This window comes from Acidimicrobiales bacterium (genome assembly GCA_041394185.1).
Taxonomy (GTDB): domain Bacteria; phylum Actinomycetota; class Acidimicrobiia; order Acidimicrobiales; family Poriferisodalaceae; genus JAAETH01.
On record JAWKIQ010000001.1, the window covers coordinates 693505 to 716647 of the forward strand.

Annotated in this window: 21 protein-coding genes; 9 read left to right on the forward strand and 12 right to left on the reverse strand. The window is 65.5% G+C overall.

The annotated features are described in order from the left end of the window. The 4 genes from R2770_03350 to R2770_03365 are packed head-to-tail and all read right to left on the reverse strand — an operon-like array spanning position 1 to position 2515. Positions 1–612: a DsbA family protein gene (locus R2770_03350; protein MEZ5279484.1), complete on the reverse strand. Its 612-nt coding sequence runs from the start codon at positions 610–612 to the stop codon at positions 1–3. Beyond that, a complete protein-coding gene (locus R2770_03355; GenBank protein ID MEZ5279485.1) occupies positions 612–1268 on the reverse strand; it encodes a nitroreductase family protein in 657 nt (218 codons plus the stop codon). The genes R2770_03350 and R2770_03355 overlap by 1 nt, the downstream gene beginning before the upstream one ends. Positions 1269–1284: 16 nt before the next feature. After that, positions 1285–2016, reverse strand: a complete 732-nt coding sequence (locus R2770_03360) for an acyl-CoA dehydrogenase family protein (GenBank protein ID MEZ5279486.1) — start codon at positions 2014–2016, stop codon at positions 1285–1287. Next, the gene (locus R2770_03365) at positions 1994–2515 is read right to left on the reverse strand and encodes a hypothetical protein (protein ID MEZ5279487.1); all 522 of its coding nucleotides are present in this window, start codon (positions 2513–2515) and stop codon (positions 1994–1996) included. The genes R2770_03360 and R2770_03365 overlap by 23 nt, the downstream gene beginning before the upstream one ends. 165 nt (positions 2516–2680) lie before the next feature. Between R2770_03365 and R2770_03370 the strand changes: the two genes are divergently transcribed. The 5 genes from R2770_03370 to R2770_03390 all read left to right on the forward strand — a co-directional run bounded on the left by R2770_03370 (position 2681) and on the right by R2770_03390 (position 8509). Continuing rightward, the gene (locus tag R2770_03370) at positions 2681–3466 is read left to right on the forward strand and encodes a YihY/virulence factor BrkB family protein (GenBank protein MEZ5279488.1); all 786 of its coding nucleotides are present in this window, start codon (positions 2681–2683) and stop codon (positions 3464–3466) included. An 89-nt stretch (positions 3467–3555) separates the two neighbouring features. After that, positions 3556–4074, forward strand: coding sequence for a hypothetical protein (locus tag R2770_03375; protein ID MEZ5279489.1), 519 nt, complete (start codon positions 3556–3558; stop codon positions 4072–4074). Further along, on the forward strand, positions 4071–6806 hold the full coding sequence (locus R2770_03380; protein ID MEZ5279490.1) for an EAL domain-containing protein: 2736 nt from the start codon (positions 4071–4073) through the stop codon (positions 6804–6806). Before R2770_03375 ends, R2770_03380 begins: the two co-directional genes overlap by 4 nt. A gap of 82 nt (positions 6807–6888) precedes the next feature. Beyond that, a complete protein-coding gene (locus R2770_03385; GenBank protein MEZ5279491.1) occupies positions 6889–8349 on the forward strand; it encodes an FAD-dependent oxidoreductase in 1461 nt (486 codons plus the stop codon). Positions 8350–8353: 4 nt separating this feature from the next. Next, positions 8354–8509 carry a hypothetical protein gene (locus R2770_03390; protein ID MEZ5279492.1) on the forward strand — a complete coding sequence of 52 codons (156 nt, stop codon included), beginning with the start codon at positions 8354–8356 and terminating at the stop codon, positions 8507–8509. Here R2770_03390 and R2770_03395 read toward each other — a convergent pair. After that, positions 8490–9194, reverse strand: a complete 705-nt coding sequence (locus tag R2770_03395) for a VOC family protein (GenBank protein ID MEZ5279493.1) — start codon at positions 9192–9194, stop codon at positions 8490–8492. The two genes, R2770_03390 and R2770_03395, sit on opposite strands and share 20 nt — an antisense overlap. A gap of 16 nt (positions 9195–9210) precedes the next feature. Further along, a complete protein-coding gene (locus R2770_03400; protein MEZ5279494.1) occupies positions 9211–10431 on the reverse strand; it encodes a CoA transferase in 1221 nt (406 codons plus the stop codon). Between the two features lie 25 nt (positions 10432–10456). On the opposite strand from R2770_03400, the gene R2770_03405 reads away from it, so the two are divergent. Both R2770_03405 and R2770_03410 read left to right on the forward strand, forming a co-directional pair. Beyond that, a complete protein-coding gene (locus tag R2770_03405) occupies positions 10457–10753 on the forward strand; it encodes a hypothetical protein (GenBank protein ID MEZ5279495.1) in 297 nt (98 codons plus the stop codon). 5 nt (positions 10754–10758) lie between these two features. After that, a complete protein-coding gene (locus tag R2770_03410) occupies positions 10759–11550 on the forward strand; it encodes a dienelactone hydrolase family protein (protein ID MEZ5279496.1) in 792 nt (263 codons plus the stop codon). A 71-nt stretch (positions 11551–11621) separates the two neighbouring features. Here the strand turns inward: R2770_03410 and R2770_03415 are convergent, their stop codons facing one another. Both R2770_03415 and R2770_03420 read right to left on the reverse strand, forming a co-directional pair. Further along, the gene (locus R2770_03415; GenBank protein MEZ5279497.1) at positions 11622–12626 is read right to left on the reverse strand and encodes a hypothetical protein; all 1005 of its coding nucleotides are present in this window, start codon (positions 12624–12626) and stop codon (positions 11622–11624) included. A gap of 32 nt (positions 12627–12658) precedes the next feature. Further along, the gene (locus tag R2770_03420; protein ID MEZ5279498.1) at positions 12659–13387 is read right to left on the reverse strand and encodes an enoyl-CoA hydratase-related protein; all 729 of its coding nucleotides are present in this window, start codon (positions 13385–13387) and stop codon (positions 12659–12661) included. Between the two features lie 84 nt (positions 13388–13471). Here R2770_03420 and R2770_03425 point away from each other — a divergent pair, with 84 nt between their 5' ends. Then, entirely contained in the window at positions 13472–14284 is an 813-nt protein-coding gene (locus tag R2770_03425; GenBank protein ID MEZ5279499.1) for an enoyl-CoA hydratase/isomerase family protein, read from the forward strand. A 117-nt stretch (positions 14285–14401) separates the two neighbouring features. On the opposite strand, the gene R2770_03430 is transcribed toward R2770_03425, so the two are convergent. The 4 genes from R2770_03430 to R2770_03445 are packed head-to-tail and all read right to left on the reverse strand — an operon-like array spanning position 14402 to position 20600. After that, complete coding sequence (locus tag R2770_03430) at positions 14402–16417, reverse strand: dehydrogenase E1 component subunit alpha/beta (protein MEZ5279500.1); 2016 nt, start codon at positions 16415–16417, stop codon at positions 14402–14404. Positions 16418–16426: 9 nt separating this feature from the next. Further along, positions 16427–17356: a carbohydrate kinase family protein gene (locus tag R2770_03435; protein MEZ5279501.1), complete on the reverse strand. Its 930-nt coding sequence runs from the start codon at positions 17354–17356 to the stop codon at positions 16427–16429. After that, positions 17353–19269 (reverse strand): alkyl sulfatase dimerization domain-containing protein, encoded by a 1917-nt coding sequence (locus tag R2770_03440; GenBank protein ID MEZ5279502.1) that lies wholly within the window; start codon positions 19267–19269, stop codon positions 17353–17355. Before R2770_03440 ends, R2770_03435 begins: the two co-directional genes overlap by 4 nt. Continuing rightward, entirely contained in the window at positions 19266–20600 is a 1335-nt protein-coding gene (locus R2770_03445) for a hypothetical protein (GenBank protein MEZ5279503.1), read from the reverse strand. Before R2770_03445 ends, R2770_03440 begins: the two co-directional genes overlap by 4 nt. A 96-nt stretch (positions 20601–20696) precedes the next feature. On the opposite strand from R2770_03445, the gene R2770_03450 reads away from it, so the two are divergent. Beyond that, positions 20697–23138 carry an FAD-dependent oxidoreductase gene (locus R2770_03450; protein MEZ5279504.1) on the forward strand — a complete coding sequence of 814 codons (2442 nt, stop codon included), beginning with the start codon at positions 20697–20699 and terminating at the stop codon, positions 23136–23138. Positions 23139–23143: the final 5 nt, after the last annotated feature.

Sequence of the window (23143 nt, forward strand, 5' to 3'; positions counted from 1 at the left end):
CTAACGCAGCGCGCTCAACAGATCGTCCAGCCCTCTGGGGTCGAACTGGGCGGTCAGCAGGCCCTGGTCGTCGTGCCCGATCTGAAGTGAAGGGCAAAAGAACGCCTGGCCGTCGACCCAGAACTCGGGCGACCCGCGTACGCCGCGGCGTTTGCCCTCCTCGAAGTCGGCCTCGACCGCGGGGGTGGGTTCGGCCGGGGGAGCGGGCACGCCGGTGGCCTGGGCGATATCGGCCAGCACCGAGGGGTCGGCGATGTCGAGACCATCCTCGAACAATGCCGATCTCAACCTCAAGCTGACGTCTAGACCTGCCTGGTTGGACACCGCATAAGCCGCCGCCGCGAGGTTCAGGGCCGCGATGGTGGTGGCTGGCCAAGTGTCTTCGTCGAAGCCGCTGAAGTGTTGGTGGCCCAGGTGGTTGCCGATGGCGTCGACCTTCGCACGCATGACGTCGGCAGCGAACACCTCGCCGTTGACCCACTCGAGTGGCCAGGCTCGCACGACGACGTCGACCGGTTTGGCGAGTGTGTTCACCTCGGCGACCACCTTCTTCAGACCGACGTGGGTGAAGGGGCACGTGATGTCGGCGAAGACCTCGAGCAATGTGGCCATCATGGCTTCCAGAGCGGCTCGTCGACCTCGAAACCGACAGGGTTACCCCACGCATTGCGGTAGGCGACCTCGTGGACCGGGTTGCGCTTGGCCACACCCCAACGGCCGGTTGGGTAACCCATCGGTACACAGGCGGCCATGTTCCAACCCTCGCCCTCGGGCACACCCAGAAGGTTGGGCACGACGTCGCCCTTGAAGGCCAGAACGGTGGTCAGAGACGAGCCGACGCCCTCGGCCCTGGCTGCCAGCATTGCACTCCAGATCGATGGGAAGATCGATCCGCCGCTGCGGTCGCCGCGGTTGAACGCGAACAGCATCAGCGGATAGTCGCCGAAGTTGTCGGCGGCATGCTCGACCGAGGACACCATGGCGTTGGTGGCCTTGCTCTCGGGGTCGTCCGGGTTGGCTCGGGCCGCCTCGCGGCGATCCTTGTAGATCGTCTCCCACAGCGTGTCGATGCACTCTCGGTAAATCGGACCCAGCTGCGACAGGATCGCACGATCGTCCACCAACATGAAGCGCCACCCCTGGGTGTTGCCGCCCGATGGGGCCCGGATGGCTGCGTCGAGGATCTTCGCCTGGACGTCCATGGGAATGGGGTCGGGCTTGACCCTTCGCATGGCACGGGTCGTGTACAGCGCTTCGTAGATGTCCATGTGGCGAGGATACGCGTCAGAACGCATCCAGCTCGATACCGAGCCCATAGCGGCCGAGCTGGTGGGTGATGCGGTCTGCGTGGACGTTGATGTGCAGAGGCATGGCGCGAAAATCGCGGACCCTGCGCTCGAACGGGTCGCCTTCGCGCATGCCGTTGGCCCCCTTCACCTTGACCAGGAGGTCGATGGCTTGGCTCAGCTGGTCGACCGCCATCGAAACCGTCGCTTGTTGGCGCAGGTAGTCGGCGGTGTCTGGCACCACCCGGCCGGCGATGCGGTCGTCGACCTCGGTGCACGCGGCTTTGATGGTGGCGTGAGCCGCAGCGGTCAGCGCCAAGGCCTTGCCGATGTTGATCTGCACGGTGGGTCGATCGATCATTCGGGCACCCATGATGGCCTTTCGGGTGGTGGCCTCGGCGGTGACATCGGCGGCGGCGCGGGCCACCACGTTCAGCGCCATCCAACCAAGCCACAGATCCGAGATGCCCACCCAGTCTTCGCGGTAGCGATGATTGACCACGTCGATGGTGCGCAGGCTCTCGGCGCGGTTGGCCCCGAACCAGCTGACACAGTTGGCCACGTCGATCTCGACATCGCGATAGTGGATCGTGTCGGTGGCCGAGGCTCGCAGTCCGGCACCGTCCCAGCTGTGATCGATGGTGACGCCCTCGCGGTCGTTGGCAACCAGGCTGAATCTCAGATCCAGGGGTCGTCTTGGAGTTCCGTCAGGGCCCTCCACGGCGAACACGACGCCGCAATAGTCGCCGTAGCGGGCGCCGGTGACTGAAGGTGCCTTGCCCGTTCAACACCACCGAATCGCCCGCCAGCCGGCCGTGGACGCCAGATCCGGCTCCGGCGGGAAACGAGACCCACGACTTGGTGGCCACCAGATGGGTCAATAGGTCGGCTCGTTCGGGGCCCAGAGCCCCGGCAAACAAGTGGAATACGGCCTGATGGTTCCACAGAACCCAGGCCAGGCTCGGGCATCGATAGGCAACGGCGCCCAGCTCCCTGCCTATGCGCACGATCGACTGTTCGGTGCCGCCTATCTCGCGGCTGGCCGGCATCTTCAGGAACTCGCCGTCACGGATGTCTGCTATCACCCGGGCATCGAGCACTCGGGTGCGATCGGCATCCTGCGTCTGCTGTTCGATGGCGTCCAGGTGGGGTTTGACCGTCAGGTCGTTCTCTGGAAGGTCTATGAACCTGGTGATCCGATGCCGGTCTTGGTCGATCGTGCTGTCCACCCGGCCATTCCACCCGATGGCGCGGTTGGCCGCCGAATCGGCTGGTCCGAGCGGTTGCACCCGACGGGGATGGCACAACATCATCGGGTGCCACAAATGGCACAATCGAATCCAGTGCGACGGTTCCCCAACCCATGGCGGTTCACAGTCGCGATGTTCAACCGGATGTCGCGCCATCACACGATGCTGCTGGCGTCGGGTGTTGCCTTCACCAGCGCCCTCGGGTTGGTGCCGACGATGGTGGTGGTCGTCGCCGTCTATGGCCTGGTCGCCGAGCCCAGCGATGTAGAGGCCCACGTATCGCAGCTGGCCGGCGCTTTGCCCGTCAACGCGCGCGCCCTGATCGTCAGCGAACTGCAGAGTGTCACGGCTATCGGCAGTGCCAAGATCTCGATCGGTCTGGCCTTGGGCCTGCTGGGAGCTGCCTATGCCGTGTCGAGCGTCGTCAACTCGATCGTCATCGCCATACGGGTGGCCCACGACATGGACAGCCCACACAACTGGCTCATGGGGCGCCTGTTCGCGCTGCGACTCAGCGCGCTGTCGGTGCTGGCCACCGCAGCGCTCATCTGGCTCGTGGTCGTGCTGCCGCCGGTGTTGGAGGCATCGTCGGCGGGCGAAACCCTCCACACCGCCTTGTCGGTGATGCGCTGGCCTGTCGCCGTGGTCATCTCGTGCCTGGCCATCGCTCTGCTGTATCGCTCGGTGGTGGGTTCGCTGGATGGGGTTCTCGTCATCAGTCACGGGGCCATGGCCGGCACCGTGATGTGGGTGCTCAGCACCTATGGGCTGACCCTGGCCTACGACAACATCGACCGCATGGACTCGACCTTCACCAGCCTGGGTGCTGTGGCTGCTCTGCTCGTGTGGCTGTACCTGTCCGCGTTGTCTGTTCTGGTCGGTGCCGAAATCGACGCTCTGTCCGGCGAAATCGAACGCAAGGACACTTAGCCAGTTGGCTCACAATCCGCCGGCCGGCTGCCGATCGGATAACTGTGGCAGGTGCGGCACGAAACAAGCGTGACGAGACGATGCGGCGCGTGGCGTCGAGCTTGGCGTTCGTCTGCGCGCTCTTCATGGCGGGCTGTACCTCCGTCGCCAGCGGCAGCGACGATGGCGCCACTTGGCCACACGCACAACCGGTGGCCGTCCCCAGCGGCGACGTCGTGTTGACCGTGGCCGACGACGGGGTCTTGACCGAGTTCGACGTGCAAGCGCTGGAAGCTCTGGGCGCCCAGTCCATCGTGGTCGACGACCCGTTCGTGAACCGTTCGCTCTCGCTCGATGCTGTGCCCTTGGTGGTGGTGTTGGCCGCCGCCGGAATAGGACCTGACGATGCCCTCACCTGGCGAGCGCTGGACAACTATGAGGTCTACTTCACCGGTGCCGAGTTGCTCGACGACCGCGCCTGGCTGGCGATCCGCCAAGACAACGACCTGATCGATATCGCCGACGGCGGGCCTGTGCGGGTGGTGTTCACCAACCTGGACGGTCCGCTGGGACGCGACACCAATCAGTGGATCTGGAGCCTCGACCGGATCGAGGTGAACAGCAGGTGAGCCAGCACATCACCACTGACGCGCGCAGCGAGGGCGGTCGGTCGACTTTCGATTACCACCTGCGCCCGACCCGACCCCAGATCGCTCTCATCTTGATGCTGCTGGGCCTTATCATCACGCTGGCCCTCGTCAACCTGAGGACTGGCCAGGAGGTCGAGACTCACACCGCAGCTCTCAACCGTCAGCTCCAGTTGGTCAGCGGCAACGTTGCATCGTTGCAGCGAGAGGTCCTGAACCACGCGATAAAGGTCCACGAGTTCGTCGATTCCGAGGCCGACATCGAAGAGGTCGAGCTCAGCAGGGCCCTGGTAGAGCGTCAGCTGAGGGTGATCGAGAGCGAGGCGATCGACGACGAGCTGTTCCAGTTGAGGTTCGTGGCAGTGGTCGACAGCATCGCCGCCCTCGACGTGCTGGTCGCCGAGGCCCCATCTCCCGAGCGGTCCGAGCACCAAGAACGGGTCAACGACCAGATCGACCAAACGGTCGGCAACGTGATGCGCCTCTTCGACCTGACCGAGAGCGAGAACTTCGTTCTAGTTCACCAGCTCGAGAACACCATGGATATGTGGCGCCAGGTCCAGTGGTTCTCGTCTGTGGTGATGAGCCTCCTGGTCGTGATGCTGATCATCTCGGTCAGGCGAATGCTGGTTGCCAACTATCGCTCGGCCAAGGCCAGCCTCGACGATCAGAACCATCGATACGAGCAGATGAGGGAGGCCTCGCTGAGGCTCGAGAGCCGATACCGCGAGGTCGTCGACGACGTGGGCGAGGTCGTGTGGCGTTGCGACGGCAGGGGACGCTTCTCGTTGTTGAACCAGGCCTGGGTTCACCTGACAGGCGACGTTCACCGCCATGCGCTCGGCCGTTCGGTGCTGGCTTCGTTCCACCCCGACGATCACGACCGCATCGAACAAGCCATGATGACAGCGATGGCGACCTCGTCGAACCAGGTCGTCGAGCGAGCCCGTCTGTTGCGCGTCGACGGTGGCGAGCTGACCGTGGTGGTGAGTGCCAGGGGCAGCGAAGACGAGAACGGCCGAAGCTACGTGGCCGGAACCATCAGCGACGTGTCCGATCGGGTCAGGGCCGAGGCCATCAACAAGATCCAGAACGAGGCGTTGGCGATGATCGTCAGGGGCATCCCTGTCGATCAGGTATTGGGGCATCTCGAGTTCAGCATCGCCAACTTCGCAAAGGACACCCAGTTCCGGTTCGTCAGGTCGAGACGAGACCTGTCCGATCTGGCAGACGGTTCAGTCGATCTGTCCCCGGAGCTGCAAGACGACCTTTTCTTGGCTTTGGAGTGGCGGTTCGCAGACCATGCAGCGCCGGTCGCCGACCTCGACTCGCTCACCGAGATGGCCGGAAGGCTGGCGGTGATGGCCGTCGAGCGTCATGCGAACGCGGTGAAGCTGTACCACGACGCCACCCACGACGAGCTGACGGGCCTGCCGAACCGTGTGGCCTTCATCGACCGCCTGGAAGCGGCCCTGAGCCGTGCAACCCAGACGGCCGAGCCCGCTGCGGTGCTCGTGGTCGACCTCGACAGGTTCAAGGTGGTCAACGAGAGCCTGGGCCACTCGGCCGGCGACCGTCTGATCTGCGCGGTAGCGAGGCGTCTCGCTGCGCGCCTGCGGGCCAGCGACATGATCGCTCGCCTCGGCGGCGATGAGTTCGTCATCTTGCTCGAAGACACAGATATCGAGCGTGCAGAACTGGTCGCCGACCGGATTCTGGAGGCGCTGGGCCACCCGATTCAACTGGGCGTCGCCACCGCCCGCGTATCTGCCAGCGTCGGTATGGCCGTGCCGCAGCCAGGCTCGACGTTCGAGGACCTGCTGAAGTGGGCCGACATCGCGATGTATCGGGCCAAGAGGGCCGGCGGCGGCCGATGGGTCATGTTCGACGAGAAGCTCCGCAGCTGGGCCGAGCAGCGCCACGACACCGAGGTGGCCTTGCAGGGCGCGGCAGGCCGGGGCGAGCTCGAGCTGTGGTTCCAACCGGTCGTTTCGCTGGGCGACCCCACAGCCCCAAAGAGCTTCGAGGCTCTGCTTCGCTGGCGCAGGCCTGGCGTGGGCCTGGTGCCACCGTCTGACTTCGTCAGCGTGGCCGAGGAATCCGACCTGGTGTTCGAGCTCGGCGACTGGGTCATCGCCGAGGGCGCGAGGCGCCTTGCGCATTGGCAGAAACTCGACGAGCGGGTGCGGGTCAGCGTCAACGTTTCGGGCCGCGAACTGGTCGAACCGGGCTTTGCCGATCGGGTCCGCGCCGCCATCGACAATGCGGGTGCTGTGGCTTCGGGCCTGACGCTGGAGGTCACCGAAGGCGTTCTGATCGAGGATGCCAGCGTTGTGTCGGACCAACTGCAGGCCCTGCAACGCTTCGGCGTCAAGATCGCCATCGACGACTTCGGTACCGGGTACTCGTCGCTGCGATACCTGAGGCATCTGCCGGTCGACGTGTTGAAGATCGACCGGGCGTTTGTCAGCTCGGGCGGAGGCGACGAGCTGACCGATCCGACGATCGTGTCATCGGTGACCAAGCTGGGTCACGAGTTGGGCCTCTATGTCGTGGCCGAAGGCGTCGAGACCTCGACGCAACTGGAGGCCCTGATGGGGTTTGGCGTCGACCTGGGCCAGGGTTTCCTGTTCAGCCAGCCGGTGCAGGTCGAGGTGGCAGAACAGATGCTGCTGAACGGCCTCGACTCGACCAAAGCTGACCTTCGGCCCTGACACCGGCCAGCCCGAGCTGCGATGCTCGCACTGACCGGCTAGGTGCCTTAAGGGTCGAGGCGCCTGCCGTGTGGAGGTGCACATGGCCAGGGTCGTCGTACTAGGGGCCGGAGTCGCCGGGCACACCGCAGCATTGCATCTGAAGCGGATGCTGGGGTCACAACACGACGTGATCGTGGTTTCGCCCAACAGCCGATGGAACTGGATTCCCTCGAACATCTGGGTCGGCGTCGACAAGATGAAGGCCAAGGACGTGGTGTTCGCACTCGAGCCGGTCTATCGGCGCAAAGGAATCGAGTTCCATCAGGCCAAAGCGGTGGCGGTCTGGCCAGCAGGCTCGGAACGCATCGCTGCACCACACGTCGACATCGCCTACACCGCAAGTGATCACCGCGGGCAGAGCGCCCAGGTGGCCTACGACTTTCTCGTCATTGCCACCGGCCCGCAGTTGCGCTTCGACCTGACTCCGGGTCTGGGCCCCGACCACAACTCGGTGTCGGTGTGCAGCGCAGACCACGCAACCCAGGCCGCAACGAAGCTGTCGGCGACGATCAAGCGGATGAAGCAGGGTCAGCCGCAGACGCTGGTGGTCGGCATGGGCCACGGTGCGTGCACCTGTGAGGGAGCCGCGTTCGAGTACGTCTTCAACGTCGACCACGTGCTGCGCGAGAACGGGGTGCGCGAGTTGGCCGACGTTGTCTATCTGACCAACGAGCACGAACTCGGCGACTTTGGGGTGGGCGGGATGGTGTTCGAGAAGCAAGGCCAGACGCTGACCAGCGAGGATTGGATGAAGAGCCTGTTCCACGAGCGCGGAATCAGGGTGATTCACCAGGCACATGTCACCTCGGTCGAACCCGGCGTCGTCAACTATGAGCAGATCGACGGCACCGTCGACTCGCAGCCATTCGACTTCGCGATGCTGCTGCCGCCATTTCGAGGGGTCACCATGAGCGCCTTCGGTCGCGACGGCTCCGACATCACCGCGGAGATGTTTGCGCCCAATGGCTTCGTGCGCGTCGATGCCGACTATTCGAACAAACCCTACGAACAATGGTCGGCACGCGATTGGCCGAACACCTACGAAAGCCCGGGCTTCCCGAATGTGTTCGGGGTAGGCATCGCCTTCGCTCCTCCCCACGCCATATCCAGGCCATACACCACACCAAGCGGCGCGCCGGTGGCGCCTGCGCCACCTCGCACTGGCATGCCCTCGGGTGTGCAGGGTCACACGGTCGCCAAGACCATCGCCGATCGCATCCACAAATCCGACCCGTCGGCCGCCGCCCACACCGCGTCGATGGCCAAGATGGGCGCGGCGTGTATCGCCTCCATCGGCGCCGGGTTGAGGCACGGAGCCGCGGCAACCATCACGATGACCCCCATCGTCCCCGACACCGAACGCTTCGGAGCCACAGGTCGAGACGCCAAATCGACATTCGGCGAAGTGGGGCTGGCCGGCCACTGGCTCAAGCGGCTGCTTCACACCATGTTCATCTACAAGGCCAAGGCCCGTCCGGGCTGGTGGCTGATCCCGGAGTGAGTCGATGGATCGTGCAACCGACGAATACAACGCTTCGATCGAGGCGACGGCGCTGCCAACAGATCGCGAGTTCGACCGTCGGCGGAACCTGGTCGTGCAGGCGTGGCGGTTCGTGGTGTTGAACCTGAAGATCCTCAGGCTCAGCCGTCAGAAGCACTGACCGCCACGGGCGGCTTCGAATACTCGGTGGGGGCCGATATGACGTCGTCTGGAACGGCCAGGGTTCGCAGGTAGCGCTCGAGGGGCATACCTGTCGGGTGCGGTTTGTCTGGGTCGTACTGGGGCTGGGCGACCGACCCGCCTTGGCCCTCGAAGGCCGCCGGATTCACGAAGCGATCCAGCTCGGCGGGCGAGATGCCGGCGAGTTCGACAACCTCGGGGTCGATCCAGGCTCTGTGGTCGATGGCTTCACTGGATGTCGCTATCTCGAGGACCAGTCCCTCGAGACCGGCGAAGTACATCGACTTGCACATGCCGTGGTCGATCGGTCCGTAGATGTTGATACCACTCGACCGGACGCGATCGCGAAGCGTCAACAGGTCGTCGTCGGTGTCGACGTTGAAGGCCACGTGCTGCATGGTCCCGCCCGCCGATGGGCCACCGGCCCAACCGGCGTGGCTGACCCCCGGTTGGGGTTCGATTTCGCCGATCTCTGCGGTCTGAACGAACGCCACATACGAATGATCGTTGAGCTTCATGAAGCCGTGCCACGCCCCGTCGACCCCGTGCATCCAGTACAACGCGACCAGCTCGGCACCCAGCACATCGCTGAAGTACTCGATCTGGGCCTTGATGTCGCTGGTGCAAATCGCCAGGTGGTGGATGCCGTTCACCTTCACGCTCATGACCACGATTGTGGTGCTAGTCGGCCGGCCCGGCAACCACACCCGTGTCGTGGAGCTTGCCGACCTCGGCTCCGGACAGTCCGAGGATGTCGTGCAGTATCTCGTCTGTGTGTTCGCCCAACCTGGGCGCGGGCGCGGGCTTGGTGCGTTCGACACCCGAGAACGACAGCGGTGTGCCCGGTGCCAGGATGCGCCCCACGCCGGGCTGGTCGATCTTGGAGAACATCGGGTTTTCGATGCTGCAGCGCGGATCTTCGTTTACCAACTGCACGAAGGTCTGGTACGGGCCCCAGCAAACACCCTTCGAGTCGAAGATGTCGCGAAGCTCGTCGAGCGTGTGCCGCGAGATGAACGGGGCGATGAACGCCGAGATGGCGTCGCGGGCGTCCCAGCGGTCGCCCTCCTTGCTGAGGTCGACGCCCAGGGCCTGTTCGATTACCGGCAGGTGGTCGACGATCTCGGTGGCCTCGGCCAGGCTGCGCCACTGGCGCCCGCTGATGGCCACCACCATCACCCGGCGGCCATCGGCAGTGGCGAAATCTCGCCCGAACGCGCCGTACAGGTCGTTGCCAACCGGCACCCGGTCGCGTTTGGTCAGTTGGGCCTGGGCCATATAACCCAGGTTTGCGACCATCGCGAACGCCACGTCGGTCAGCGAGATCTTGGCCAGCTGACCCTGACCGGTGCGTTGCCGGTAGCGCTCGGCCGCCAGCAAACCCAGCGCGGCGGTGAAGCCGGTGGGAACGTCCCTCGCCGGGAGCACATGGTTGGTCGGCATCGTGGTGCCAGAGGGGCCGGTGGCCATGGCGAACCCAGACGACGGGTTCACGGTGTAGTCGACCGCCGTCGACTCATCGGGGTTGCCGATGATGTTCATGTAGATGAGGTCGTCGCGGTGCGATCGCAGGGCGTCATAAGACAACCATCCGCTCTCGGGGAAGTTCGACAAGAAGATGCCGGCCTCGTCGCCCGGGGCGGTGATCAGCTCGACCACCAGCTCGCGGCCCTGCGCCGTGCGCAGGTCGACCTGTATGGAACGTTTTCCCTTGTTGAGACCGGCCCAGAACAGGCTGACCCCTTCGTCTGTGACCGGCCAGCGCTGATAGTCGAGACCGCCGCCGATGGCGTCGAATCTGATGACATCGGCCCCCAACTGGGCCAACGTCATGCCCCCCAACGGCGCGGCGACGAAAGCCGAACCTTCGACGATGCGCAGACCTTCAAGCATGTTCGTCATTGCATCGAGAGTATCGTCGGGCGACATGACGGCCTATGGAACCAGCCCTGCAGGTGACGCCAGGGTGGGCGTGGCCGACCTCGACGAGCCGGGTGTGCGCCTCACCAGCCTGGTCGCAGGGCCAGGCGGGTTCAGGCTGCAATTCGATGTCGACGACCCCGACCCTCAACGCAAGTTCTTCTTTCGCATAGTGGGGGTCGAGCCCCGGATGTGGGATGTCACGGGTCCTCAAGGCCTGTATTACGAGGTGACAACGTCGGCTCTGACGGTTCGAATGCCCAAGGTCGCGGCAGTCGTCGAGTTCACCGAAGGGAGTTACTGAGGCCGATGGATCCCCTCACCGACTTCTCAGCCGAGGAGATGACCTTCGACGGCTCGGCCAAGCGGGTGTTCTGGGCCGGTGACGGACCAGCGGTGGTGGTCATGACCGAGATGCCCGGCATCACGCCCTCCGTTGCCGACTTTGCCCGGCGCCTGGTCCACAGAGGATTCTCCGTTGCGCTGCCGGACCTGTTCGGCGAGGCCGGGCGCGAACCGTCAGGCGGCTACATCGCAGGCTCGGTGATCAAGGGGTGTGTCTCCAAGGAGTTCGTCGCATTTGCCACCCAGAAGACCTCGCCCGTGGTGCGGTGGGTCAGGCAACTGGCGGTCGAGGCCCATCGGCGCTGTGGTGGGACCGGCGTGGGCGTGGTCGGCATGTGCTTCACCGGAGGGTTCGCCCTGGCCGTCGCCGTAGAGCCCATCGTCGACGTGGCGGTGCTGAGCCAGCCCTCGCTTCCCCTGCCCCTGGGCGCCAAACGCCGCGCCGACCTGGGCCTGAACACTGCCGATCGCCAGGCCGTGGCAGCCCGGGCCGATGCCGGGCAGCTCTGTGCAATCGGCCTGCGGTTCACACAAGACCCGATGGTGCGGCCCGAGCGCTTCGAAGCCCTGCGCGAACTGCTGGGGGAGGCCTTCATCGGCGTCGAAATCGACAGCTCCAAGGGCAACCCCGATGGCTTCTCGGCCAAGGCCCACTCGGTGCTCACCGAGGAATACACCCAACACCGATCGCCAACCCACGATGCCTACGAACTGGTGGTGCGCCACCTCAGCGAGCGTCTGGGTCAGGTCCCCTGACGGTGCTGGTCGGGGTCAGGTCCCCTGACGGTGCTGGTCGGGGTCAGGTCACCTGACGGTGCTGGTCGGGGTCAGGTCCCCTGACCGAACCTGCTGGCTATCTCGCGGCGCTCTGCGCACACCGTCTGGTACCCCGACACCACGTCGTTGCGGTAGTAGCGCCACGGCAGGGGAGTGGGCCGATCGGCGATGGCGCCGATGAGTCGTTCGACCAGCTCGGTCGTCGCAGGAGCCAGCGGGAACAGGGCAACCAAATAGGCGTTCAGCGCGAACAGATGCCTGGGCTCGACCGACCCGCCCACCGCATCCAGAAACGAGCTGGCAGCGGTTGCGACCTCGGCGTTGACCTCGGGCCGGCTGAAGTAGGTCGAAGGGCGCACATCGTCGTCGGGGCTTCCGACGCCCGAACTGGGCGCGATGGCACGCTCCAGGTGGGCCATCGGAAGGGCCGCCCGTGCCGGCGAGTCCGCAGGAGCGTCGCGTTCGATCCAGCGGGCGAAGTCGAACATCAGCTCGTGGTTGCCGCCCCACTTGGCTGTCAGCGCCTGAAGCATGTCCGAGCACGCGTCGGGGCGGAAGGGATCCAGAGCGTGAGCCTTGTCGAAACGCGTGTGCAGTTCCTTCAGGCCCATCCCCAGGTCACGGGCGGTGATGACACGCGCCGCCCACGCCACCGGCGAGGATCGGTCGAAGTTGGTTGCCACCATCAACGACGACTCGGCCAGCTCGAGGCGGGTCACGAACTGCTCTTGAACCGCCGGGTCGATGTTGGCGTCATCCACATCACCACGGACCTTCCAGGCATCCCTGACCTGCAGCAACCCCATCATGGTCACCGAAAGTGTCGACGGGGCCGCCTCGGCCCAGTCGGCGAACGTGGTCACCTGGATCTGCGAAGCCTCGTCGGCCAACACCTGTTGCACCAACCATGCGTCGGAGCGAGAGGCGAAGAACTCGTCGAGATGTTGCCACCGGCCCTCGACGGCGCGGTCGTAGGCATCCCGGATGCCGTCGTCGGCAAGGCACAGATCGAAGCCCGGGGCGGCCGCGTCGTTGGATGGTCCGGTGAAACCCATATGGCCAAAACGTCGGCGACGGGTGCTTGGTCTCAAGCGCCGCCGATGAACTCTCTGGAGTTCTTCAGGATGTGGGCGGCACCGTGGGGTGCGTTCAGCACCGAGTTCTGGCCGTAGACGACCTCTTTTTGCCATCCGTAGCGCTGACGGTCGGTGGCCAGTCCGGCCAAGCCTGCGGCACGCTCGATGGCGGCCCCCAGCAGGTCGTCGACACCCACGGCGGCCTCGACAATGCCGGCATCGACCGCCTCGGCCGCGCCCCAGCGGTGCGCCAACAGCACGGTCTTGTTGAACGCCGAGGCCGACATCTTGTGCCGAAACAGCGCAACCTCGGGTTCGGGGACGGTCAGGCCGATCGCCAGCTCGTTGGCGCACAGATAACCGCGGTCCGAGCGCATGAGCCTGACATCGTGGGTCAGCGCCAGCATGAACCCGGCCCCGAAACCGTGACCGTTGACCGCTGCGACCGTGGGCACGGGCAGGGTTATCAGGCGGCCCATCAAGGCCATGAACTCGACGCCGAACACCGCACGGTCGCCGCCCTCGGGGTGGGCATCTGGGTCCTGCACCCAAGCCAGGTCGAGGCCGTTGGAGAAGAACTTCGGATCGGCCGAGCAGGTCACCAGAGCTGCTGGCCCGCTGCTGGCCTCGATCTCGTCCAGGGCAGCATCGATGGCCCGGGCGAAGGTGGTGTTCCAGCGGTTCTCGCCCGCCGTCATGGTCAGTACGTAGACGTCGCCTTGGCGCTCCAGATCGATCATTGCCACACCCTAGGTCGGCGCCGGCCGCGGGCCGCAACGAACTGCGCCACTAGAGTCGGCCAGATCCGACCGTCAGGGGGCCGCATGGCAGAGGCAGATTCATCAGGTTCGATCAGCACCAAGCAATACGGCGACCTGCACGTCACCGTGGGTGACGACTTCGTCGCTACCGCCGAGATCAGGCGGGCGCCCAACAACTTCTTCGACATCGCGCTGATCGATTCGCTGTCCGCGGCGTTCGAGGATCTGGATGCCGATGTGGCGTGTAGGGCCATCGTCTTGTGCTCGGAGGGCAAGCACTTCTGCGCCGGTGCCAACTTCGGCTCCGACGGTGAGCGCCGCAGCGAGAACAGCAGCGACGGCAGGCACCTTTACGACGAGGCGGTGCGGTTGTTCTCGACCCGCACGCCGGTTGTTGCGGCCGTTCAGGGTGCCGCCATCGGCGGTGGGCTGGGCTTGGCCTTGATGCCCGATTTCCGCGTCGGAGCGCCCGAGGCACGGTTTGCGGCCAACTTCGCCCGCCTGGGTTTTCATCACGGCTTTGGCCTCACCGTCACACTTCCGCGGCTGGTGGGTCAGCAAAGAGCGCTCGAGATGCTGTACACCGGGCGTCGTCTGAAGGGCGACGAGGCTCTGCAGATTGGCCTGCTCGACCGGCTGGTGCCGCTGGAGATGGTGCGCAGCGCGGCACACGAGTTGGCCGCGGAGATCGCCGGCTCGGCACCGCTCGCCGTCGAGAGCATCCGCGAAACCATGCGAGGCGATTTGGCCCAGGCAATACGGTCGGCGACCGACCGCGAGAAGGCCGAACAAGATCGCCTGCGTGGCACGAACGACTGGAAGGAAGGCGTCGCAGCCATGGCCGACCGCCGAGCGCCGAGGTTCACGGCCAGTTGACGAGACACGGGCGGGGCTCCACCGTTTGCCCCGCCCACGCGACCCTTGGTCGGGGGCATTGTCCGGGCCTCGCGTAAACGATGCGTTAACAGCTTGCGCGCTGTGTCGAAGGGTCGGTCACGCCTGCACCAATTCGATCAACGCCTGCCTGACCCGGGTTGCGGGGGAGTGGACCTGCTCGAGCGCCTTGGCGAACGGGATAGGCGTGTCGAGCGCCCCCAGTCGGCGCACCGGAGCGTCGAGGTCGTAGAACGCCCGGTCGGCCACGACGGCGGCGACCTCACCACCGAATCCTCCGGTGGTGGGGGCCTCGTGCACCACCAGGCAACGGCCGGTGCGCCGCACTGATCCGAGCACAGTGTCCTGGTCCCAGGGCACCAGGCTTCGAAGGTCGATCACCTCCACCTCGACACCCTCGGCGGCAAGCGCATCGGCGGTGTCCAGGCATTGGCCGACCATGCCGCCGTAGGTCACCACCGTGACGTCTTGCCCGGGCCGAGCCACTCGGGCCCGCCCCAGATCGGTGCCGGTCGAGGCGACGTCGACAGGGCCGGTTTGTGATCTGTAGAGGCGTTTGTGTTCGAGGAACAGCACCGGCCCGTCGTCGGCGATGGCTGCCAACAACAGGTCGCGTGCATCAGCAGGTGTGGCCGGAGCCACGACCTTGAGACCGGCCACGTGAGTGAACCAGCCCTCGATGTTCTGCGAATGGAACGGCCCGGCGCCGATGCCGCCCCCGATGGGGGCCCTAATGACCATTGGCACCCTTGCGCCCCACCTGTAGTAGGTGGTCGCCAGGTTGTTGACGATCTGGTTGAACCCCACCGAGATGAAATCGCCGAACTGCATCTCGACCACCGGCCGCCACCCGGCCAGGGCCAGGCCCATGCCGGCCCCGATGGCCCCAGACTCGATGATGGGTGTGTTTCGCACCCGATCGGCGCCATAGCGGTCGAAGAGGCCTTCGGTCGCCTTGAACGCTCCGCCGTATTGGGCGATGTCTTGACCCATCAGCAGCACCCGAGGATCGGCCTCCATGGCCGCGTCGAGCGCATCGGTGATGGCATCGAGGTAACGCATATCGACGATGCGGGCGTTTGTCTGCTCCTCGACCCTGGTTGATGTCGGCGGATGAACGTCGGCTAGCTCCCGCTCGGCGGTCGACGACGGCTCGGGAGCCGCCAGCGCAACGTCGAAGCGGGGTTCGAGGGCCGCGCTGATGGCTTTGCTGCGCTGCTGGAGCTGGTCGTCATCGGCGGCACCTCGATCGATGATGGCTCGGTGCAGCCTGTCGATCGGGTCGAGTCTGGACCATGTCTCGAACAGCTCGGCCGGCACATACCCGGTGCCCGATGCCTCCTCGTGACCCCTCATGCGGAAGGTCACGAACTCGATGAGGGTGGGACCTTCGCCGCTGCGGGCTCGGCGGGCGGCGCGACGGGTGGCTTCGACCACAGCGCACACGTCGTTTCCGTCGACCAGCTCGCCGGCCATGCCGTACCCAACCGCCCTGTGCACCAAGTGCTCACACGCGTACTGCTGGTCGGTGGGGGTCGACAGGCCGTACCCGTTGTTCTCGATGGCAAACACCACCGGCAGCTTCCAGACCGCCGCCAGGTTCAAAGCCTCGTGGAAGTCGCCCTCGCTGGTGCCACCATCGCCGGCGAACGAAACTGCGATCTGACCCGTGCCGTCGAGCTGGGCTGCAAGCGCCAGCCCATCGGCAACGGGCATCGTTGCGCCCAGGTGGCTGATCATGCCCACGATGTGGTCGTCGAGGGTGCCGAAGTGGAAGGTGCGGTCGCGGCCGTTGGTGAAGCCCCCCGCCTTGCCCAGCAGCTGCAACAGCAATCGGTCGAGGTCGACATCGCGGGTGGTCCACACACCGAGGTTGCGATGCATGGGCAATACCCAGTCGTCTTCGCGCAGGGCGTGGACCACACCCACAGACACCGCCTCTTGACCGATCCCCGAGACCCACTTCGACTGCTTGCCCTGCCTCAACAGCGTGAGCATGCGGTTCTCGATGGCGCGCGGCAGCACGAGCTCGTCGTACAGGTCGAGCAGTTCGGAGTCGGAGAAGCCCGCGGTGTTGATCGACTGGTGTCGCACTGGAATGTCGGTCCCGCTCATGGCGCCAAGCTACCCGTGGCCATCGTCGCGGATGTGCGGGTCCGCAGGCGGATGAGGGTCTGGAGCCAGGTGCCTAGAACCGACAGCCTGTGCCGCGATGGCAGCGGCGCTTTGGAGCGCCTGGTCGAGATCGGCTCCGCGCCGGGCGGCCTCGACGAAACCACTGAAGAACGCATCGCCCGCACCGTTGGTGTCGATCACCGTTGCGGCAACGGCATCGACATCGACCCACACACCCCGCGAATCGATCGCAGACGCGCCCGCGTCTGCGTGGGTGACGATGACCGTTCGTTTGCCCGATTCGACGAGAGAACGGCCCAGGTCTCGCCACCGGGCCAGGCGATCGCTGGAGAGCTGGACGCTCGACGCGGCCGCGAGGAACGGGCGATGGTGATCGGCTCGGCCGTCCCAGACGTGCAGGTCGACCCAGGTCTCGAAGCTGTTGCCGCGCGCATCGGCTACCTCCGAGATCACCGGGATGAAGTCGGCACAGTGGGCCAGGATGTTCAGCACGACCAGATCGGCCCCGTGCACGCTGCGCGCCAGCTCGTCTCGATCGAAATCGAGGCGAGCCGAAGACGCGTTCAGGTAGATCGATGTGCGCTGCCCGCCGACCATCAGGTTGAGGTGCTTCTCGGTGCCGCCTGGGTCGCTCAGTCGCCTGACTGTGATCTCGCCCGACTCGACCCCTGATCCGCCTGTGGCGCGGAGCTCGTCAACAGCCAGGATCGCGGCACGGTCATCGCCCAGCCCGGCCCACAGCTCGCAAGCCCAGCCCAGCCGAGCCAGGTTCAGCGCCTTGCCCGCGCCGGTACCACCCAGGGCCTCGTAGCTGGACCTGGCGAACACCGTGGGGTCGCCCGGCTGCGGCAGCTGATCGAGATGGACGATGGTGTTCCACGACACACCTCCCAGGATCAGCGCCCGCGACCGGTTCATGGCGTGACGATCGGGAACCCGGTGGTGTTGGTATCGAGGTGGGCGAACACGACAGCCGCGGCCTCGGCATCGTCGACCTGGACGCTGCCAGCCGCCACGGCCTGGTCAAAGGTCTGGGCCATGGTGCCCAACATCGCAAACGTCAGCTTGTCGGTTCGGATCGTGGCGTCGGCTTGCTCGCTGGCACCGGGGCGGAAGTGCATGGACCGCCGAGAGATGAGAATGGTGCCTGACTCGCCCGAGTCGGTGAGTTCGACCCGCACCGCCACTGACACCCCACCCACGTTCTCTGACTGGAGTCTGATGGCCATGGTGTCGACCAGTTGGGCGAGGGTGATCGCCTGCACCAGGTGGGGTCGGTGGGCCACCCGGCTCGGAGGGGGCCCTTGCCGCAACTCCATGGCGCCGGTGAGATATGCGTTTCGCCACGTCGACGACTCGGCCTGATAGCCCAACTGTTCGAGGGTGTCGGCCTGAAGCGACCTGGCCTCGGCATTGTCGGGGTCGGCGAAGACCAGGTGATTGACCATCTCGGCCACCCAGCGATAGTCGCCCTGATCAAAATAGGTGCGAGCCATTTCGAGCACCCGCTGCGCACCGCCCATGCACTCGACGTAGCGCTTGCCGGCCTCGACCGGTGGGTGTGGCCAGAGGTGAGCGGGGTTTGCGTCGTACCAGCTCAGATAGAACTGGTAGACGGCCTTGACGTTGTGCACGAGCGAGCCGTAGTAGCCCCGCGTATGGCCCTCGTCCATGAACTCGTCGGGCATCTCGAGCTCTTCGGCGATCTCGTTGGCCACATAGCCCTTGGCCGCATAACGCATGGTCTGGTCGTGGACCCACCGGTACATGTCGCGCTGACGGGTCAAGAACTCGACCACCTCGTCGTTGCCCCAGCGAGGCCAGTGATGTGATGCGAACACCAGCTTGGCCTCGGCACCCCACATGTCGATCGCCTCTTGGACGTACTTGGCCCAGGCAAGCGAGTTGCGGGCCTGGGCTCCGCGGAATGGGATGAGGTTGTGCATGGTGTGGGTGCAGTTCTCGGCCGTGCACAGCCACCGATGGTCGGGGAAGTAGAAGTTCATCTCGGCCGGGGCTTCGGCATCGGGCGTGCTCTGGAACACGATGCGGATGCCGTCGACGACTAGCTCCTGGCCGGTGTGGCTGATGTCGATGGTGGGAGCGATCAGCCCGATGGTGCCCTTGGGCACGGCCTGACCCAGGCCCGCATCGACATGCCCTTTTTCGCCCGGGGTCAGGAACGGACCGAACTGGTAGTGCCCACGACGCATCATCGCCGTGCCACCGATGAGGTTCTCGGAGACGACCTCGTGCAGGAACCCCTCTGGGGCGATTACCTCGACCTCGCCAGCGGCAACGGCCTCGCGTGTTGTCACGCCGAGCACACCCCCGTAGTGGTCGACATGGCTGTGGGTGTAGATGATGGCCTTGACCGGCCGCGGGCCCAGATGCTCGTTCGCCATGGCGAGAGCTGCGGCCGCCGTCTCGGCGCTGGTGAGTGGATCGATGATCAGCCAGCCGGTGTCGCCGGCGATGAACGAGATGACAGACAGGTCGTAACCACGTACCTGCCAAAGGCCCTCGTCGACCTCGAACAAGCCATGCTCGGAGTTGAGCCGGGCCTGACGCCAAAGGCTTGGGTTTACGGTGTCGGGTGCATCGGGGCGCTGCCTGATGAAGTCGTAGGCGCCACAGTCCCACGCAGGGCCGAACGGGCCGTCGATCACCCCTGTGGGGTGTGTGGCTATGAGCCCGCGAGTGGCGAGCTCGTGATCGTCTGAGCGAAACGCCAGTGAGGCGGCTACCGACGCGTTGTGGTCGCGCGTGTAGCTGGTTGCATCCTTGGGGTTGGCTGCTTCGTGGGCGGTGGAGTCGAACGAGGTGGTCACGCCAGCAACCGTAGCCCTTGCGAGGTTTCTGTCGATTGTCGAAGCCGGGCTGCGGCGTCGGGCCGTGCCGCCAGCGCCTTGCGGTTGGTCCAGGTGTCGATGGTTTGCCGGGTGCTGGTCTGGACCAGATTCCATTCGCCCGGTGACGTACCTGGCTTGAGGCGGCATCGCATGTCGTGCAATCGATGATGGTGGTGCGGGCACAGCAGGGCCATGGAAGCCAGGTCGGTGGTGCCCATGGCTTCCCACTCGACGAGGTGATGGGCGTCGCAAGCGGCAGCGGCACGATCGCAGTGCTTCCAGACGCAGCCGCCATCGCGCAACGCCATGGCCATGCGTTGGTATTGGTCGGCATGACGCGATGTCCGCCCGAGATCGAGGCTGCGGTGATCGGTATCGAGCAGCCATAGGTAGAGCTCGGCCCCCCGATCGAAGTGCTCGAACCATTCGACGATTGAAACCGGGTCGCCGGCGAGGGTTCGTGCCGATACCGAGCCGCTCGGACCGCTGGCGTCGAGTATCAGGTGGGCGCCCCCGGACTTGCCCGGCCGAGGGTCGAGCAGCAGATGGGTCAAAGCGTCTGCCCGGCGCTGCGAGGCCGACCGCAGATCTGGGGAAATGCGCCCGGCGGTGCGCCCCCTCGCGCGTCTGCGCTTGGCGGTCTTGTCGCCACGTTGCCACTCGCCGCGCTCCTCTCGTTGGAGGCGTTCAGCGATCTGTGAGCCGGTGATGGGGTCGGTCTTGAGGTGGAACCAGTAGCAACCTTCATCGTCAATGCCCCAGCTGGCCAGACGCAGGCTGCGTTGACGCGCCAGCCGGGCCTCGGGTGACAACCTGTCGTGTTCGCGCTGTGCAGCCCTAACCAGTTCGCGGGTGGCGTCGGTAGACCCGGCATCGATCGCTTGCGCGAGTAGTTCGGCTAAGGCCTCGGCAGGAAGATCGGCCCGCGTGAGAAGATCGGCCTGCTCGATGTTGATGAGGCCCGCATCGAGAGCCTCGGCCACCATCGGGTATTGGGCCAGACGCTTCGCCCGCTCCTGCTGCGCGAATTGCTCGCGTCGGGAAGGTTCGGGGGCCGGCTGATCTGGCTCATCCGGTTCTTCACCGCAGCCGTCGGCGGGGACAGGACCAGGTTCGGGCTCGACGTCGTCTGACCGGCCGGCCCGCGCTTGTTCTCGCAAGAGACCCAGAACGCGAACGAGCGTGGCCTCATAGCCGCCCAGCCGGGCCTTGGCCCTGCGGCACGACGAAAGGCGCCGCTCGACAGCGTCGACATCGAGGCCCATCAGTTCGTCTTCGGCGGCCGTGGCCAACCGCACCTCTCGGGTCATGCAGATACTGTAGCGAACATATGTTCGATCAACAACTCTGAACCGAGCAAATCTTCGAAAGAACCCGACAGCACTTACTGCGTATAGTTCGCCGCCATGGCAGAGCTGCCCGAGCGGGCCCAGGTCGTGATCGTCGGTGGCGGCATCGTCGGGTGTTCGGTGGCCTATCACCTGGCCAAACGAGGCATCACCGACGTGGTGTTGATCGAACAGGGAACGCTGACGTCGGGCACCACCTGGCACGCGGCCGGCCTGGTGGCCCAGCTGCGGTCGAGCTTCAACCTGACCCGGTTGGCCCGCTATTCGGCCGAGTTGTACGAAACGCTCGAGGCCGAGACGGGACAGGCGACCGGGTTCCGTCGCCCGGGCGCCATCACCGTCGCCGACACAGAGGACCGGTGGCAGGAGCTGCTGAGGGCCAAGGGTATGGCGGCCTGCGCTGGCGTCGAGGTTCACGAGATGAGCCTCGACGAGGTTTCGGAGAAGGTCCCGCTGGCCGACGTCGACGAACTGGTGGGAGCGCTGTGGATTCCCGGCGACGGCGTCACCTCGCCGGTCGACACGACCATGGCACTGGCCAAGGGCGCCAAGGCCGGTGGGGTGCGGATGGTCGAGGGCGTCGCTGTGACCGACGTGAAGGTGGTCGACGGCCGGGCCACGGGCGTCGTCACCGAGCGGGGCGAGGTTGAGGCCGAGACCGTCGTGTTGGCCACCGGCATGTGGACCAGGCACCTCGCAGCCAAGATCGGCGTCAACGTGCCGCTGCAGGCCTGCGAGCACTTCTATGTGGTGACAGAGCCGCTCGAGGGTGTGTACCCCGGTATGCCGACCTTGCGCGACCCGGGTGGCTTCACCTATTTCAAGGAGGAGACCGGCAAGATCATGGCCGGGTTCTTCGAACCGCGAGGCAAGGTGTGGTCTCTGGAAGGTGTGCCCAGGGACTTCTCGTTCGGAACCCTTCCAGAGGACTGGGAACACGTCGGACCCGTGTTCGAAAGAGCGGCACGCCGCATGCCGGTGCTGGCCGAGTGCGGCCTGCAACTGTTCTTCAATGGGCCAGAGGCCTTCACCCCCGACGGTGTCTATTACCTCGGCGAGGCCCCTGAGGTGGATGGTGTGTTCGTGGCCGCGGGGTTCAACTCGGTCGGAATCCAGTCGGCCGGCGGGGCCGGTTGGGTGCTGGCCGACTGGATCGCAGACCGGCTGCCACCGATGGACCTCTGCAGCGTCGACATACGCCGCGCGTTCGCGTTCCAAAGCGACGACACCTACCTGGCCGAACGCATTCCCGAATCGCTCGGCTTGCTCTATGCGATGCACTGGCCGCACCGGCAATACGAGAGCGCACGAGGCATCAGGTTCAGCCCGTTCCACGAGCGGCTCGACCAGGCCCGAGCGGTGTGGGGCGAGCTGGCGGGATGGGAGCGGCCCAACTGGTTTGCCACCGGCGACACCGAGCGGGTCTACCGCTACAGCTTCGGCAAACAGAACTGGCACGAGCTGTGCGGAGAGGAATGTATGGCGGTTCGCACCGCCGTGGGCCTGTTCGATCTGACCAGCTACGCCCGCTGGATAGTCGAGGGGCCCGACGCCCTCGAGGTTCTCGACACGATGTCGGCAAACCTCATCGACGTCGCCATCGGCAAGGCGGTGTACACCCAGTGGTGCAATCGCCGCGGCGGCATCGAGGCCGACCTGACGGTCACCCGGCTGGGCCAGCAACGATTCCTGGTCGTCACAGCACCGGCGTCGGCCACTCGCGACATGGCGTGGCTGCGCCGTGCGTGCAAGGGGCGAGCCGTCGCCATCACCGACGTCACCAACGACATCTCGGCGCTTGGCGTCATGGGGCCGTCGTCGCGGGCGCTGCTGCAGTCGCTGGGGGCAGACGAGATGAGCAACGACCAGTTCGCGTTCGGAACGGCGCGCCACATCGACCTGGCCGGCATCGAGGTTCTGGCCATGCGTATGACCTATGTGGGCGAACTGGGCTGGGAGTTGTACATCCCCACCGCCCATGCGTTGGCCGTCTACGACGCAATCGTGTCGGCCGGCCGAGACCTCGGCCTGCGCCATTGCGGCTTTCACGCCCTCAACTCGCTGAGGCTCGAGGCCGGCTACCGCCACTGGGGACACGACATCGCAGACGAGGACACCCCGCTGGAAGCCGGCCTGGGATTTGCCGTCGCCTGGGACAAGCCGCTCGACTTCGTCGGCCGAGAAGCGCTGGAGCAGCAGCGCCATGAACTGCGATCCAAGCGCCTCTTGCAGTTCCGCATCGAAGACCCAGGCGTCATGGCCTGTCACGACGAGCCGGTGTTTCGCGATGGCGTGATGGTGGGACGCCTGACCTCGGCCATGTGGAGCTACACGGAAGATCGCTGCCTGGGTATGGGGTATGCGAACTCCCCGGAGGCGATCGACCAGGGCTGGCTCGACTCCGGTACCTGGCAGATAGAGGTGGCCGGAGCGCGGGTGGACGCAACACCTTCGATCCGCAGCTTCTATGACCCGCGCAGCCAGCGGGTTCGTATGTGACGGCG

What these genes read in the sequence shown, in the direction of transcription:
- R2770_03350 (MEZ5279484.1), bottom strand. Translation starts at nt 612, where the DNA reads ATGGCCACATTGCTCGAGGTCTTCGCCGACATCACGTGCCCCTTCACC.
- R2770_03355 (MEZ5279485.1), bottom strand. Translation starts at nt 1,268, where the DNA reads ATGGACATCTACGAAGCGCTGTACACGACCCGTGCCATGCGAAGGGTC.
- R2770_03370 (MEZ5279488.1), top strand. Translation starts at nt 2,681, where the DNA reads ATGTCGCGCCATCACACGATGCTGCTGGCGTCGGGTGTTGCCTTCACC.
- R2770_03385 (MEZ5279491.1), top strand. Translation starts at nt 6,889, where the DNA reads ATGGCCAGGGTCGTCGTACTAGGGGCCGGAGTCGCCGGGCACACCGCA.
- R2770_03390 (MEZ5279492.1), top strand. Translation starts at nt 8,354, where the DNA reads ATGGATCGTGCAACCGACGAATACAACGCTTCGATCGAGGCGACGGCG.
- R2770_03395 (MEZ5279493.1), bottom strand. Translation starts at nt 9,194, where the DNA reads ATGAGCGTGAAGGTGAACGGCATCCACCACCTGGCGATTTGCACCAGC.
- R2770_03400 (MEZ5279494.1), bottom strand. Translation starts at nt 10,431, where the DNA reads ATGACGAACATGCTTGAAGGTCTGCGCATCGTCGAAGGTTCGGCTTTC.
- R2770_03405 (MEZ5279495.1), top strand. Translation starts at nt 10,457, where the DNA reads ATGACGGCCTATGGAACCAGCCCTGCAGGTGACGCCAGGGTGGGCGTG.
- R2770_03410 (MEZ5279496.1), top strand. Translation starts at nt 10,759, where the DNA reads ATGGATCCCCTCACCGACTTCTCAGCCGAGGAGATGACCTTCGACGGC.
- R2770_03415 (MEZ5279497.1), bottom strand. Translation starts at nt 12,626, where the DNA reads ATGGGTTTCACCGGACCATCCAACGACGCGGCCGCCCCGGGCTTCGAT.
- R2770_03420 (MEZ5279498.1), bottom strand. Translation starts at nt 13,387, where the DNA reads ATGATCGATCTGGAGCGCCAAGGCGACGTCTACGTACTGACCATGACG.
- R2770_03425 (MEZ5279499.1), top strand. Translation starts at nt 13,472, where the DNA reads ATGGCAGAGGCAGATTCATCAGGTTCGATCAGCACCAAGCAATACGGC.
- R2770_03430 (MEZ5279500.1), bottom strand. Translation starts at nt 16,417, where the DNA reads ATGAGCGGGACCGACATTCCAGTGCGACACCAGTCGATCAACACCGCG.
- R2770_03435 (MEZ5279501.1), bottom strand. Translation starts at nt 17,356, where the DNA reads ATGAACCGGTCGCGGGCGCTGATCCTGGGAGGTGTGTCGTGGAACACC.
- R2770_03445 (MEZ5279503.1), bottom strand. Translation starts at nt 20,600, where the DNA reads ATGACCCGAGAGGTGCGGTTGGCCACGGCCGCCGAAGACGAACTGATG.
- R2770_03450 (MEZ5279504.1), top strand. Translation starts at nt 20,697, where the DNA reads ATGGCAGAGCTGCCCGAGCGGGCCCAGGTCGTGATCGTCGGTGGCGGC.